The organism is Dorea sp. BIOML-A1, assembly GCF_009875615.1.
GTDB classification, from domain to species: Bacteria; Bacillota; Clostridia; order Lachnospirales; family Lachnospiraceae; genus Dorea_A; species Dorea_A amylophila.
Genome location: NZ_WWSA01000015.1, coordinates 49,846 through 65,138, shown reverse-complemented (window position 1 = coordinate 65,138; position 15,293 = coordinate 49,846). Strand labels below are relative to the sequence as shown.

The 15,293-nt window shown below is 41.8% G+C and carries 14 protein-coding genes; 3 read left to right on the top strand and 11 right to left on the bottom strand.

Annotated features, from left to right (window positions below; translation table 11 throughout):
• Nucleotides 1–10: 10 nt before the first annotated feature.
• A complete protein-coding gene (gene tnpA, locus GT508_RS07780) occupies nucleotides 11–415 on the bottom strand; it encodes an IS200/IS605 family transposase (RefSeq protein WP_161143954.1) in 405 nt (134 codons plus the stop codon).
• A 211-nt stretch (nucleotides 416–626) separates the two neighbouring features.
• Nucleotides 627–1,079: a ribose 5-phosphate isomerase B gene (rpiB, locus tag GT508_RS07775; RefSeq protein ID WP_055282014.1), complete on the bottom strand. Its 453-nt coding sequence runs from the start codon at nucleotides 1,077–1,079 to the stop codon at nucleotides 627–629.
• Nucleotides 1,080–1,184: 105 nt separating this feature from the next.
• Between rpiB and GT508_RS07770 the strand changes: the two genes are divergently transcribed.
• A complete protein-coding gene (locus GT508_RS07770) occupies nucleotides 1,185–1,976 on the top strand; it encodes an HAD family hydrolase (protein WP_161143953.1) in 792 nt (263 codons plus the stop codon).
• 111 nt (nucleotides 1,977–2,087) lie between these two features.
• Here the strand turns inward: GT508_RS07770 and GT508_RS07765 are convergent, their stop codons facing one another.
• Nucleotides 2,088–2,957, bottom strand: a complete 870-nt coding sequence (locus GT508_RS07765) for a D-psicose 3-epimerase (protein ID WP_055281920.1) — start codon at nucleotides 2,955–2,957, stop codon at nucleotides 2,088–2,090.
• 63 nt (nucleotides 2,958–3,020) lie between these two features.
• Nucleotides 3,021–4,538 carry a xylulokinase gene (gene xylB, locus GT508_RS07760; protein ID WP_161143952.1) on the bottom strand — a complete coding sequence of 506 codons (1,518 nt, stop codon included), beginning with the start codon at nucleotides 4,536–4,538 and terminating at the stop codon, nucleotides 3,021–3,023.
• Nucleotides 4,539–4,712: 174 nt separating this feature from the next.
• On the opposite strand from xylB (GT508_RS07760), the gene GT508_RS07755 reads away from it, so the two are divergent.
• Nucleotides 4,713–5,468: a DeoR/GlpR family DNA-binding transcription regulator gene (locus GT508_RS07755; RefSeq protein ID WP_161143951.1), complete on the top strand. Its 756-nt coding sequence runs from the start codon at nucleotides 4,713–4,715 to the stop codon at nucleotides 5,466–5,468.
• 42 nt (nucleotides 5,469–5,510) lie between these two features.
• Entirely contained in the window at nucleotides 5,511–6,191 is a 681-nt protein-coding gene (locus GT508_RS07750; RefSeq protein WP_161143950.1) for a fructose-6-phosphate aldolase, read from the top strand.
• A gap of 83 nt (nucleotides 6,192–6,274) precedes the next feature.
• Here GT508_RS07750 and GT508_RS07745 read toward each other — a convergent pair whose 3' ends face one another.
• The 7 genes from GT508_RS07745 to xylB (GT508_RS07715) all read right to left on the bottom strand — a co-directional run bounded on the left by GT508_RS07745 (nucleotide 6,275) and on the right by xylB (GT508_RS07715) (nucleotide 15,207).
• Entirely contained in the window at nucleotides 6,275–7,774 is a 1,500-nt protein-coding gene (locus tag GT508_RS07745; protein WP_161143949.1) for a rhamnulokinase, read from the bottom strand.
• A 42-nt stretch (nucleotides 7,775–7,816) separates the two neighbouring features.
• Entirely contained in the window at nucleotides 7,817–8,494 is a 678-nt protein-coding gene (locus tag GT508_RS07740) for a class II aldolase/adducin family protein (protein WP_055281928.1), read from the bottom strand.
• 30 nt (nucleotides 8,495–8,524) lie between these two features.
• Nucleotides 8,525–9,655, bottom strand: a complete 1,131-nt coding sequence (locus GT508_RS07735) for an ROK family transcriptional regulator (protein WP_161143948.1) — start codon at nucleotides 9,653–9,655, stop codon at nucleotides 8,525–8,527.
• 60 nt (nucleotides 9,656–9,715) lie between these two features.
• Nucleotides 9,716–10,207: an ureidoglycolate lyase gene (locus GT508_RS07730; protein ID WP_161143947.1), complete on the bottom strand. Its 492-nt coding sequence runs from the start codon at nucleotides 10,205–10,207 to the stop codon at nucleotides 9,716–9,718.
• 179 nt (nucleotides 10,208–10,386) lie between these two features.
• The gene (locus tag GT508_RS07725; protein WP_118225286.1) at nucleotides 10,387–12,774 is read right to left on the bottom strand and encodes a pyruvate formate lyase family protein; all 2,388 of its coding nucleotides are present in this window, start codon (nucleotides 12,772–12,774) and stop codon (nucleotides 10,387–10,389) included.
• 52 nt (nucleotides 12,775–12,826) lie between these two features.
• Nucleotides 12,827–13,693, bottom strand: a complete 867-nt coding sequence (locus GT508_RS07720) for a glycyl-radical enzyme activating protein (RefSeq protein ID WP_161143946.1) — start codon at nucleotides 13,691–13,693, stop codon at nucleotides 12,827–12,829.
• A 29-nt stretch (nucleotides 13,694–13,722) separates the two neighbouring features.
• On the bottom strand, nucleotides 13,723–15,207 hold the full coding sequence (xylB, locus tag GT508_RS07715; RefSeq protein ID WP_161143945.1) for a xylulokinase: 1,485 nt from the start codon (nucleotides 15,205–15,207) through the stop codon (nucleotides 13,723–13,725).
• Between the last annotated feature and the right edge of the window lie 86 nt (nucleotides 15,208–15,293).

Below are 15,293 nucleotides of genomic sequence, written 5' to 3'. Positions count from 1 at the left end.
ACCTTCTTTCTCAACCTTGATTTTCTATATATCTCTTCAGCATTTCTTCCGATACATTTCCTACACTACAGGCAAAACATCCATCTGTCCAAAAGGTATGTTCTTTCCAGAATTGTTTTCGTAAATATTGGGGATATCTTTTCCATATATGGTATGTTGTATAGCTCTTCATCAGGTTTATAATCTTACTAATAGACATTGTTGGTTCTGTCTCTATCATATAGTGAATGTGGTCTTTATCTGTTTCCATATATCTTATTATCACACTGTGTCTCTGACATATCTCATACGAAAACTGTTTTATATCATCTGATATCTGCCTCGAAACCAGTAATTTCTTCCTATATTTACAGACAAAAATAATGTGATATTGTAATAGGTATTTGTGTCTGTTTTTAGATTTCCATGTTCCCATGCCATGAGTATACGATAATTTCTGATTTTTGGCTACCTTAACCCACCGTCTAAAGCCAGTGGGATTGCGGTAGCCTTATTTCAAAACAATCCTAATTAAGAGAAGAATTAACAGATGCTTTCAGAGACTATGAAGCATCTCATCAGAAATAAATGACAAAGGCAGTGCACAGATCATCACTCCGTGTACTGCCTTTTTACATTTTTTAGTTTTACAAATTATGATTTCTTTTTTCCACATCCATGATCATGTCCACTCTCGCGGCATGTCTTCCGCCTTCAAACTTCGCGTTCAGCCATTCATCAACGATACATTTCGCTGTTTCAATACCGATCACACGTGCTCCGAATGCAATTATATTCGCATCGTTGTGTTCTTTCGCCATTCTTGCTGTATATGGATCGCTGCATACTACTGCACGGATACCATTCACTTTATTCGCTGCAAGTGAGATTCCCGCACCGGTTCCGCAGATTGCAATTCCCTGCTCTACTTCACCGCTTGCCACCGCATTACCAATCTTTTCACCATACTCCGGATAATTGCAGCTTTCATAAGTATCTGTTCCATAATTCACAACTTCATATCCCAGGCTTTTCAGATATTCTACAATCTCATTTTTCATGTCTACTGCCGAATGATCGTTTGCAATCCCTATCTTCATATCCTTGTTCCTACCTTTGTCTTTCATATTTTACTCATTTATATTATAATTAGTAGCGAAATAAATATCAATGTTTTCAGAAATGTTTTATCTAAGGAGTTATTTATGGTTAAATTAATCGCCAGTGACCTCGACGGCACATTACTTCAAAACGGCGCACGCGATGTAAATCCCATCGTTTTCGATCAGATCCGTACATTAAAAGAACACGGAATCATGTTCGCAGCAGCCAGCGGACGCCAGTATCTGAACCTGCGCAGGCTGTTCACTCCGGTTCAGGATGATATCGCATACATAGCCGAAAACGGTTCTCTTTGCATATACAACGAAGAGACTATTTCCAAAGGAATCATCGAACAAGACCTTGCTTACCGTATCCTGGATGAAGTTGCCAGATATCCACAATACAATTGCATTATCTCCGGCGAACGTGTCTGCTACAGCACCTCGAAAAATCCGGAATTCTATAATCACATGGTAAATGTCATCAAGAATCATATGAAATTCATTGATGATCCAAAAAGCGAGATTCCGGAACCGATTCTTAAGATTGCAGTCTGCGATTACAACGGAACCGATGCATGTGAAAAGCATTTAAAAGAAATGTTTTCTTCCGACATTAAAGTGGTTACTTCCGGTAACCTCTGGGTAGATTTTATCTGTCCGACAGCCAACAAAGGAAGTGCACTGAAAAATCTGCTCGATCATCTGCATATCGATGCAAAGGACTGTGTTGTATTCGGTGATCAGTACAACGATGTTGAAATGCTTAAGACCGCTGGTACAAGCTATGCTATGACTAATGCTGCACCCGGGATTGATAAATATGCAACCCATGTCACGGATTCTGTTGAGAAGGTTTTGCAGCAGATTATTGATGAATTGCCTGCAGTATAACAAAAAAAAATCTTCCAGCTGCTTCTCTTGCATGTCAGAGTCTAAAAAACCGATGGAAATAGCTGTTATCAGCTACTCCATCGGTTTTCTCACTTATTTTTTAACACCAGATTATTTCCAATCCAACATATATCTCTGGAACTCAACTGATCGTTTTGCATCTGCATCAAGTTCTGCTTCACTTGCCCCACGACTGATATCTCTCCAGATCTTAATATCCGATCCAACCTGACCACCCATACGTACAAACGGTTCCATAACTACATTCCCGTCATATTTAATATCCTGTAATGCATCACCGATTTCTCTCCAAGGCATACGTCCCTTTCCCGGTACCATACGGTTACATTCGCCTGTATGCAGGTGTCCCAGAAGATTTCCCGCATGGCGTATTGCGTCTCCAATACTCACCTCTTCAATATTCATGTGGAATGTATCAAGCATAACTTTTACATTATCTTTATCTACTTCTTTTACAAATTCCACACCTTCTTCTGATGTATTCAAAATGTGCGTCTCAAATCTGTTAATAACTTCCATTCCAAGATCAATTCCATATGGTTTTGCAGCATCTGCAAGTTCCCGTACACCTTCTACACTATATTTCCAGTCTTCCGGTTTATTTACCGTTGAAAAATCAACCGGCCAGTAAGAATAAAGTGCACCTCCAAGCCAGTGCATATCCAATTCACCCATTACATCAAACGTCCGCTTATACCAGTCAAGCGCCTCTGCTTTGATCTTCGGATCAGAGGATCCCATATTATGATTAAATGTCGGACCATATCCGCCTGTCAGGATAATACCATTATCATCCGCACATTTTCTTAATTCTTTAATCTCTGTCTGAGAATAATCTGCAATCGGACCTACACCGATTTCCAGAATATCAAATCCAAGTCTGGCTACTTTTTCCACATAATATTTGTAATCAGCAGCCCATTCACTTTCCCAATAAGCGTAATAAATTCCATGTTTCATGTTGTATATCCTCCTTTTCTTTGTATGTCTTTATATACATCTTACATACTTTCCATTTCTGTTCTATTCTTCTGCGGACATTTTGTAATAATCCAACAGACACTCATATCCTTTTTCAAACAATTTTTTCTGATGATCATATACCGGCTTATATTCTTCACGCGGAACAAATGTCTTTTCTCGTTTCACGAACTGATCTACAACAGAAAAATCTTTAAACACACCTACACCGATACCTGCAATAACCGCTGCTGCCACGGAAGTTGCAGTCTCCACCTGATCCAGCCGGTGCAGGCGTACACCCAGCACATCTGCCAGTATCTGAGACAACGTATCTCCTTTGGCTCCTCCTCCGGTAAGTACCAGATCCTGGATCTCTCCGTTCTCCCTCTGCTTTTCAAGGATTATACCCAGATTCATTGCTACTCCTTCCAGTACGGCACGGATATAATCACACTTTTCATGCTCCATCCGGATTCCGAGAAAGCTTCCCGATGCATCCGGATTCCATCTCGGACTTCTCTCCCCCACAAGATATGGAAGGAATATAAGTCCTTTCGCTCCCGCCGGCGACTGTTCTACCAGACGGTTCATGACATCATAGATAGATACCCCTTCTTTTTCTGCGGTCACTTCTTCCTCTCCACACATTGCATGGCGGATATAAGAATAAGAGCTTCCTGCTGCCTGCATGGTACCACAAGGCATATATTTTCCCGGTATTACATGCCCAAAACAGATTAATGTGCGGTCTTTGTCCAGGAATACTTCATCTGAAGTTCCTGCGATCCATGCTGAGGTGCCATACGACAGGAACATCTGCCCATTCTCCGTACTTCCGGCTCCCAGTGCAGAACATGGTCCGTCTCCCCCTCCGCATACTACCTTTGTATTCACTACAAGTCCCAATTCTTCCGCTGCATGAGCAGTCAAATTACCGATCACATCCGTCGATGCATGTAATTCAGGCATCTTATCTGTTGGAATTCCTGCAGCACTCAGCACTTCTTCCGACCATTCCATTCCTTTAAGGTCGAATGCATCCGTTCCGGAAGCTTCCGAATAATCCGTAACAAATTTTCCTGTCAGTCTGCAGATAATATAATCTTTTGCCAGCAGCATCTTATATGTATTCTGATATATTTCCGGTTCATGATCCCTGATCCACATCAGCTTCTCGATACTGTAGCTTGCACTCGGACGATGTCCGTTAATCTCGTACATCCGGTCCGCTCCTACTTTTTCGGTCAGTTTCTCCATCTGTTCTCCGGATCTCTGATCCGCCCAGATCATAACCGGACGCAGCGCATTTCCTTTTTCATCTACCACAACACACGCCTGCATCTGCGACGAAAAGGAAATTCCAAGAACCGCTTCGGGTTCTATATCCTTAACAATTTCCTTTGTTGACCTGCAGATTGCTTCCCACCAGTCTTCTGTCTCCTGTTCTGCATAATTATTATGAAAATAATGCGTTTTGTAAGATGCCGTATAGCTTTTTACCAGCTTTCCCTCTATTGAAAATAAGGATGCTTTGTCTCCCGATGTTCCAAGATCATGTGCGATTAAATATTTATCCATTTCACCGCTCTCCTTCTCCTCTTTCTCTGTCTATTACTATACCACATAGTCATCTCCTTGTAAACATTTTGAAACTTTTTATCTTTCGTACGTAACTTTTGACATTGACTTATGGTATTTTCAGTGATAATATAACAACTGTAGAAATCACATAACTTAAAGGAGGTGTGCATTTTGACATCAAAAGAACGACATACCGCATTACTTGAATATATGACGGAACATGGCAAGACCGAAGTATCTACACTTGCAGAATATCTGCATACATCTAAAGTAACAATCCGCAAGGATTTAGACACGCTGTCCGGACGCGGCATTATAAAAAGAGAGCGCGGTTATGCTGTACTAAAAGATCCCGGGGATATCAATTACCGTATGGCTTTTCATTACGATAACAAGCAGAAGATTGCACAGTCTGCCGCATCACTTGTAAAGGACGGCGAGACGTTGATCATTGAATCTGGTTCGACTTGCGCACTTTTCGCAGAAGAACTTGCCAAAACAAAACAGAATATTACGATTATTACCAATTCCGTATATCTTGCCGATTACGTTGCTGACTATAGCAATATCCAGATTATTCTTTTGGGAGGTACTTTACAGCCGAAAGGCAGATCCCTGGTCGGTCCCCTTACCAAACAAGCTATTAAAGCGTTTCATGTAGATAAAATATTTACCGGAACCGATGGCTTTTCCATGGAATTCGGATTCACCGGAGAAGATCTGACACGTACTGATACTGTACGTGAAATGACAAACTCTGCAGATCACACCTACATTCTTGCCGATTCTGCAAAATTTCGTCAATCCGGAGCTGTTGCTTATCTACGGTTTCAGGATGTTTATCAGCTCATTACCGATGCCGGCATTTCCGAAGAGGAAAAATCTTTTCTCTCCGAAAAGGGAATCCAGATACTAGTTGCACAGTAATCACTTATTTATTTCATATTATTAATTTTCAGGAGGTTTCTTATGAAGTATTTATTAGACACAGCTAATCTTGATGCAATTCGTTACTATACAGACATTTTCCCGATCGCCGGTGTTACATCAAATCCATCGATTGTAAAAAAAGAAGGAAAGATTGATTTCTTTGCGCATATGAATGAGATCCGTTCTATCATCGGAATGGACAAGACTCTGCATATCCAGGTTACGGCACAGGACACTGACGGAATGCTCCGTGATGCAGAGACGATCCTTAACAAAGTAGACGATCAGGTATGCGTCAAAGTTCCTGTTACATTAGAAGGTATCAAAGCGATTAAAACCCTCAAAAAACAGGACGTTAATGTAACCGCTACCGCAATCTACAGCAAACAGCAGGGATTCCTTGCCATGGAAGCAGGAGCCGATTATATCGCACCATACTTTAACAGGATGGAAAATATGGGAATCGATCCGGATGATGTCATTGCTTCTTTTGCAGAAATGATAGGACTTTACGGATATCACACACAGATTCTTGGTGCAAGCTTTAAGAATGCAGGCCAGGTTGACCGCGCTTTCCTTGCCGGTGCACAGACAGCAACCATGGATCCTTCCATCTTATCAGCTGCACTGACACAGGCTCATATTCTGAAAGCCGTAGATGATTTTGATGCTGACTGGAAATCTGTATATGGTGATGTAACCATCTCGGAACTCCAGTAAGTAATACATATCCCTCCCCTGGGATAGCAAAACTCTGGAGAAGATTTGAACAATCTCTTCTCCGGAGTTTTTATTATGTTTTTTTATTCTAATTCTTCTTCCTGTCTTTTTGTCACCTGACAGTAACGTGCATATGCCTGACTCCACTCTTCTGTATTCTGCGGTTCATAATAACAGGTCGCCTCAGAACGTTCAATGATCTCTCTTGCTTCTTTGATATCTTTGATCTGGCCAAGTGCGATCATCTGTACTGCAATATTTCCAAATGCAGTAGCTTCTACTGGTCCTGCAGCTACGCGGCAGCCGGTTGCATTAGCCGTCATCTGGCAGAGCAGTTTACTCTGGATTCCTCCACCGATCATATGGATCGTGTCATACTTCTTGTTCAGGCAATACTGGATCTTATCCAGTTCCCTTCTGTATTTCATTGCAAGACTCTGATTGATGCAGCATACGATCTCGCCCGGCGTCTCCGGTACTGTCTGACCCGTCTGTTTACAATATTCACGAATCCTGCGCGGCATATTGCCAGATGGTACAAATTCTTCTGCATTGGCATCCACAAAGTTCTGGAATAATTCCACTTCTTTTGCCTGTGTCTCCAGTTCTCCGAAGCTATATTCATTGCCTTCCCGGATCCATTGCCTTCTGCTTTCCTGCACCATCCAAAGACCGGTCAGATTCTTAAGGAAATTAATCTTTCCTCCATAACCGCCTTCATTCGATACATTCATCTCAAGTGATTTTTCTCCAATAACCGGCTCATCCAGTTCTGTGCCATACAGACTCCATGTACCACAACTGATAAAGATAAAATCTTTTTCCTGCGTTGGGACTGCTGCCGATGCACTCTGTGTATCATGAGAGGCTACAGCTATAACCTTCATCGAATTCACGCCAAGTTCTTCACAGATTTCTTTTTTCAGAGGACCGACGATACTTCCACTTGCGATCAGCTCCGGGAATAATTCTTTCTTCAGTCCGATCCGTTCTATCACTTCTTCCGACCACTCTCTTTTCCGGATATCCAGGAGTGAGGACGTTGTTGCCATCGTATACTCTGCTTTCTTTTCTCCTGTCAGGAAATAGTTAAAAAGATCCGGTGTAAAGAGGAATTTATCCGCTCTTTCTAACATCCATGGGCGATTTTCTTTCAATGCATTTAACTGAAAGATTGTATTGAAGTAGTTAAATTCATTTCCTGTTATATTATAAAGTTCTGATTTCGGGATCTTCGTAAATACTTTTCTGTCCATTCCGCGTGTCCGCTCATCACGATAATGTACGGCATTTTCCAGAAGTGCACCATGTTCATCGATCAGTCCAAAATCCACGCCCCATGTATCAATCCCCATACTGTCGATGGTTCCATATTTTTTCGCTTTGACAATTCCCTGCTTGATCTCAAAGAACTGCCGGAGTGTATCCCAGTACATCGTTCCGTTTACGATAACAGGATCATTCGAAAAGCGGTGGATCTCTTTCATCTCTATTTTCCCATCTTTCAGGGCGCCGAGAATTGCCCTTCCACTGGAAGCACCAAAATCAAATGCCAGAACATAATGTGTATTCTGATTTTCCATCCTGTACGCTCCTTTCTTTCCCGTTTTTCAGCTCTTTTGTGATTATTTTTTCAGTTTGTCGGCAGGATGTCTTCCTGTCAGTCCATACTGGCTTCTCATAGAATAAAGTCTCAGTACCTGTTCTTCCGGAAGTTCTTTCGGGCCGCCAAGCATTTTTGCCTGATACAGAAGTCTTGCATAGAACTCCAGTGATTCCATCTTGAAATACGCATTCATCAGGGAATCGGAATAGGTCAAAGCTCCATGGTTTTCCAGAAGTACTGCATCATAATAATCCAGATATTCTGCAACTGCATCCGGAATTTCGTCTGTAGAAGGTGTTCCGTATTTTGCAAGCGGTACTTCTCCAAGTGACAGTACTGCTTCCGGCATGATCTTCTCTGTCAGACCCATTCCACAACATGCGAATGATGTTGCATACATCGGATGTGCATGTACAACAGATTTTACATCTGGTCTTTCTTTATAAACACGCATATGCATCTTAATTTCCGAAGAGGGACGGAATCCTTCATTAGCCTCTAATACATTCGCATTCTCATCTACTTTACAGATGAATTCCGGTGTCATGAACCCTTTACTTACACCTGTTGGTGTGCATAAGAATTCGTGATCATTTAATTTTACGGAAAAGTTTCCATCATTGGCCGCCACCATGCCTTTGTTATATACGCGTCTGCCCACTTCACACATCTGTTCCTTGATTTCTAATTCTGTCATCTTTTTTCCTCCTTGATCTCTTAGATTCTTTTACAATCTGACTGCCGCCTGATTGATATAATACATTGCTGCTCCGATCGCGATCACATTCTCTCCATCTTCGCAGACTTTTACATAATCCTTTGCACTTTCTTCCCGGTAGATGTCCTGGCTGTCCAGAATCCCCCATATTTTTTCGATGAAGTAGTCAGCATATTCTCCCAGTTCACCGCCGATCAGCACCGTGTCATCATACAGCATACGGATATTGAATACCGCATCACTGAGTCTTTCCACATATTCGTCAAGAATTCGTTCATATTCCCGATTCCCCTGATCGATCCCGGCAAAAAAATCTTTTAATTCTCCTCCCGCCGCATCTTTCAGGATCAATGAATTGCAATACGCATCAAAACATCCATAATTACCGCAATAACAACGTCTTCCATTTTTTTCAAGACGCATATGTCCGATCTCACCGGCCCGGTTATGATTCCCATTATAGACTTCATCCTGCACAAGAACAGTTCCACCGATACTGCTGTTCAAGGATAGGTAGAATACATTCTGTCCGAGTTTTAGCTTCTGGTTGTATCCAGCTGCCGTCATATCATGAAACAGCCGTGTTTCAACCGGAATGTACTTTGCAAGTTCTTCTCTTCGGACATCTGACATTTGCTCCGTAAAACTGCAGGTCACACGTTCTCCCTCATTATCTGTCAGCCCTTCTACTGTGATTCCCACACCCAGGATCTCTCCTTCTTTTAATCCCATCTCCCATACCAGACGTTGATATAATTCACCTATTTTCCGCCTGTAATTATCATCCGACCGAAACTTTAACTTTTCTGTAATCACATTTCCAATTACATTCCCCTGCAGATTCAGAACAAGTCCTTTCATATAACGTTCCGATAACTGGATACCAATCGCACATCTTGCATTTTCATCGCAGCTATACGCCATCGATGACCGGCCGCCTGTATTGGTTGTACTTTTTTCAGCCCGGATCAGTCCTGCTTCTTCCAACTCTGTAACGATACTGGTCACGGTCGGAAAACTTAAGTTCAGCTCTTTCGCCACATCGGCTCTTGCTGCCATCGGATTCTTTTTGATATATTCAAATGTCTGTTCCCGGTTCAACTGCCGTATCTTTATTGTATCAATCTTTGTTCCCGTCATCTGTATTACCGCAGCTCCTCCTTCAATCCTCCATTATTCACATATCGTTGGATTGTCATCTTATATTACAATTTCAAATTTCTGTTCGTCATTCAATGCCACCTTGGTACAGTCATTCATGTAGGTTCCTTCCGGTAATACAATCAGACTCTGCAGTTCTTCTACATTCACGGGCATAGCTGCCAGATGCCATACTGCCGCATCCAGTTTTACCATCGTTCCTTTTGGTACAATAAACGCTTCTGTCAGTTCAGTCACTACATCCCCGCCGGACTTTGGTGCTGTATGCAGAACAGCGTCATCATTCAACGGCATAAACATCTCCCATGTCGTCTTATGATATTCCAGTTCCTCTACAATATACTTCTCCGGTTTACTCACTTTCAGTGTTGAAAAACCTATCCTTTTCTCTGATGACACTGCAATCCGGTCCGGATAAAATGTAAAAAATCCTCCGCCCAATCCATATCCTTCTCCATCGACTGCAGACCAGAATGTTCCGTACTGTCTGAATGCATCTGCTGTTAATGGCTTCGCCTGAATTGTTCTCATAATTGTATCTCCTTTCGTTATTTAAAACACTTTTTAAATGTGGTTTAATATATATTAAAAATAATATTATTTTTCAAAAAATTCAAGCGCATTTAACAAAGAACTCTGTTTTCTCTTTTTTCACCAAAAACAGAGTTCTCTTTTTATCTATTTTCACAATTTACTATTGCACTCCCACATCACATCGATGTAGACTCCATATCCAGACGTTTGATAATATCTTCCTGAATATCCGGTGACAGATCCAGGAAATTCACAAACGTTCCATGAATTCTCATAATATATACTCCGCTTGGTGCATATTTCTTCGGATTCGCCAATACTTTTCTTAGCATCTCCGGTGTGGTTACATTAACATACAGGTAGAATGGAGAGATTCCGTCTGTCTTCTTAGGATTAAAGAAGAGCGGGGCCATGATCTTGTCTTTGAATTCCATTCCTTTGCCTTCCATAGTTTCACTCTTGAAGTAATTTGGATTAATTCCAAGGTGAGATGCACATCCGCCATTCATCTTATCAAATGGAAGTTTCATGTTAGACATGATTCTGAATCCGAGTCCCTGATGCGCTTCGCCGTATAATGGGTCGATACCATATCCAAGCTCTTCTCTTGCAAGTCTTCCGTCCGGTGTTGCACCTACCCAGTAGCCATACAAGAGGTGAGTAGACGGTGAAGCCCAGTCTGCACGGAATGCATTGCCAAGATAATTCTTCTTAGAGCATACCATGTCACTTACTTTTCCTGCAATTTCCGCTGCATCCTTATCTACAGATGCGATGTTATTGCCATATTTCTTTGCTTTCATCAGATACTGACGCATCTCCGGATCATGTTCAAAGTTATCACGAAGTGCCTCTACCATACGTTCTGCATCTTCCGGTCTTTCTGCAAGCAGCGTATCAATTGCCGCAAATGAATCTGCTACTACAGACAGTCCATGGATCAGACAGCCGCTTCCGTTATATTTTGTTCCCTGTGTTTTTGTATCTCTGGTGTCTACGCCGGTCTTTATTCCATCCATCAGAGTTGAGAGAAATGGTACCTGTAAGATAGAGATTGCTTCAGAGGCTGCATTGGCACATTCTACCATCTGGTCTACGTATTCTTCCAGGTTCTCATAGAAGATCGGGCGGATATTCTGAAGCAGTTCCAGTGCGTTCTTACATCCGTTTTCTTCATAACTCTTGCCAAACTTCTTTCCTGAGATTTCTGATTTTCCATCATTTATGCACAGTTCCAGAACTTTTGCCATATTAAGCCAGCTGTTGGTTGTATTACCATTATCTTTACCCATGATTAGAGGCTCCTGACATCCTGCTACCGAGTAGTCTTCCAGATCCTGTGGTTCTACATGATTCTTCTCTTTTAAGAACTCAAATACGGAATCATCGTTAAAGAAAGACGGTGTCAGGCATCCAGGTGTGAATAAAAATCTTCCAAGGCTTTCATATAATTTATCCGGTGTATTCTTATGTAATTTCACAGACAGGATCGGCTGTGGAAGGTTCATGTCATAATATGCATCTAACAGCGCATACGAAGTTGGGTTTGTCATATCCTCTCCTGTATTGGACTTTCCGCCAATGATCAGGTTCTGTGAAATTGCCCAGCTTCTGTCTGCTACGTTATAGAATACAAGCAGGTGCTTTAATAATGCAGCTGTCATGTCTCTGCCTGTATCTTCTTTGCTTCTGTAAGGTTCGAAGATACGATCTGCATTTCCAACAGAGAAAGCATATGGGTTCGGTGTCTGCTCCAGGCACATTACCTGCCACATAATGATAAATAACTGAATTGCCTCATACAGATTCTCTGCTCCGTTCTCCGGTACTTTTCTAAGCGTTGCAGCCATCAGTTTAAAGCGCTCTTTATCTTTCGCTTCCAGTCCTTTCGCTTTTTCTTCTGCCATATCCGCATATCTGTTTGCAATGATCACTGCTGCATCCAGTGCAATATCCATAGCATCAAAATATACCTTCTTATCTTCATCCGTTTCTTTTGCTTTATTTACTTTGATCTGCTCTTTTAATCCTTTCACACCGACTTTTAATGCACCTCGCATATCCGGGATCAGATGTCCGGTAACCTGCTCGATAAAGAAGATTGCCTCGCTTGTCTTGTCGCCTGCAATATCATAAGCTGCACAGAGTGCCTGTGCAAATTTTGTATTTTCATTGTATTTTTTCAGATCATCAATTCTTTCCCGTGTAATATCCCCAATTGGATCAATATCACCAAATACAGCAACCGGATCGCAGTATCCTGTAAATGAATCTACCGAAAATGCAGGATTGATCAGTGCATAAGATCTTGCAAATGCATCGTCCTGTGTTCCCGCAAAAATATGATAATCACTGAGCCACAGTGGAATTCTCTTTGCAATTTCTACCAGTGTCTTTGAGATACGGATACTATCAACATCTTCTTTGAACTTCTCATCGCACTCTCTCATGATCTCTTTTGCAAGAAACCATCCTTCCAGGTGATCGGTTGCCCTTTCTTCTTTGAATCTTTCTTTTGCCAGTTCTGTAATTTCCTGTGCGTTTAAAATACTTTCGATCTTCATATCCTGCTTCTCCTCCTTTTTGAAGTTTTTACCGAAAACCTTTCTTTTGCCTTTAGGTTTTCTTATATTTAAGTCCCGCATCTTTGATCATCTGACGGAACTGTTTTACCAGTTCCTGATCTACGTACGCATCTTTGGTCATGCGGTATTTCCATCCACACTCTTCCCATTTTTTCTTACCGAATTCGTGATAAGAAAGCACTTCAAATGTTACATTGTCTCCATTGATTTCTTTAAAAAAGCGGACAAATGCTTCCAGATCTTCCGTTGCATTGTTCACGCCACCGATCAACGGAACTCTTACATGAAAATACGGATGCTCTTTTGCTGCTTTCCTGATATTTTTCATAATCTCTTCATTCGCACCGCCTGTGTATTTCTGATGTTTTACCGGATCACATAACTTACAGTCCATAATCAGCTGATCAACATATGGGAACAATTCTTCTGTCCTTACATGCGTTCCATTTGTCTCAATTGCTGTATTGATTCTATGTTCTTTCAGTTTTTTCAATGACTCAAGAAGTTCTTCAAACTGCATTGTTACTTCCCCTCCGGTAAATGTAACTCCGCCGCCATCGTAATACATCATTTCGTTATTCAAGACTTCTTCTACGATCTCGTCAACCGTATAATTCTGGTAAGACAGATACATCCCCTTTGTATCATGTTCTGTGATGCACTCATGATTTTTACATCCTACACAGATGGTCCTGTCTACTTTTGTTCCACTGATCGCTCCATGCGGACAGATGCTTTCCAAAATCCACTCCGGATCTGATACGATCGTTCCTTTACACTGCATCCCCTCCGGGTTCGCACACCATGGACACTTCAGATTACAGCCTTGCATATGATATACCAGTCTGTTTCCATCTCCGTCCTGGGAGTAATTGAATCCTTTCTGAAATATCTTCATCTGTCATCTGTCCTTTCTTAATAGTCTCACTATAACCTGAACAGATCTGCGTTATGTCCATATAACTCACGGAATATCGCGAACTGTTCTTCATAGTATTTCTGATTCTCATGGTTTGGTGTTACAATTGTATCTTTCATATGTACCAGTTTATCGCAGGCTTCCTCATAGTTTCCGAATTCTCCGGCCGCAATTGCTGCTGTTATCGCAGCTCCGATGCATGCCTGTTCATTTCCCTGATTTGTATAGATCTCGCAATCGAAGATATCTGCCTGCATCTCCAGAAAAAGCTTTCCTCTTGCTCCTCCACCGGATGCTATAATTTTGTGATATTCAATTCCGAGGTCTTTAAATATTTCTATCGATGTCCGAAGTCCGAATACAATTCCTTCCATCGTGCTCCGGATCATATGCGCTCTTTCATGTTTCAGTGTCATTCCAAAGTAAATGCCTTTTGCATTCGGATCATTATATGGCGTTCTCTCGCCACTCAGATACGGAAGGAATACCAGTCCCTCGCTTCCTGCTGGTACAGACGCCGCAAGTGAGGTCATCTCATCATAAGATCCCATCTCCAGAATGTTGTTCATCAGCCACTTCAGCGCAACACCGCCGCTTAAGTGTGCTCCCATCAGCATCCATAAGTCTTCTTTCACATGACAGAATGTATTGGTCCGGAATTTTTCATCATATAATGGTTCGTTAAATCCTCCCGAGATCTGACAGGACGTTCCGATGTTCGCTGCAAGTACGCCCGGCCGGATAATTCCGTTACCCACGCCCTGCATCAGAGTATCGCCACCGCCATAAGCGATCTTGATTCCTTCTTTTAATCCGGTCTGTTCTGCACATTCTTTATTAACTGTTCCCGCTGCTTCGTATGCTTCATGACATTCCGGGAAGATTTCTTTTGGCATCTGAAGTTTCTCTATCAGCCCCCATGCCCAGTCACGCTTCTTTGTATCGAATATTGCACCACTTGACGCATCCGACATGTCCGTTCCGATCTCTCCGCACATCTTATAACGGATATAATCTTTCGGGAAAACTACATAACGGATCTTTTCAAAATTCTCCGGCTCATGTTCTTTCACCCACATCAGTGAGGAGATCAAGAATCCTGTACTAAGTGAATTCAGCACGGTTCCACGATATGTATCCTTTCCTGTGATATCGTATATCTTCTGGATCTCTTTTTCTGATCTCTGGTCTGCCCAGATAATTGCATTGCGAATCAGCTTGCCGTCTGCACCTATCATAACCAGTCCGTGCATCTGTCCGGAATAACTGATCCCATGAATCTTAGCTGATTCCTCCGGATATCTCTTCACAAGATCTGTAATCGTCTCTTTTGTTGCCTCCCATAACTTCTCCATATCCTGTTCTGCATATTGTAACTTTTCTTTAATAATGTCATACCCAATCTGAGAAGTTCCGACTGTCTTTCCCTCGCTGTCCATCAATAATGATTTCACGCTGGATGTTCCTACATCCACACCAAGATAATAATTCATAACCGCTCTCCTTTTGGTATTGTCGAGTAGTACCATTTGTTTTCTAATATAAGGGACGGAATATATAATAGTTCCGCCCCTTGTTT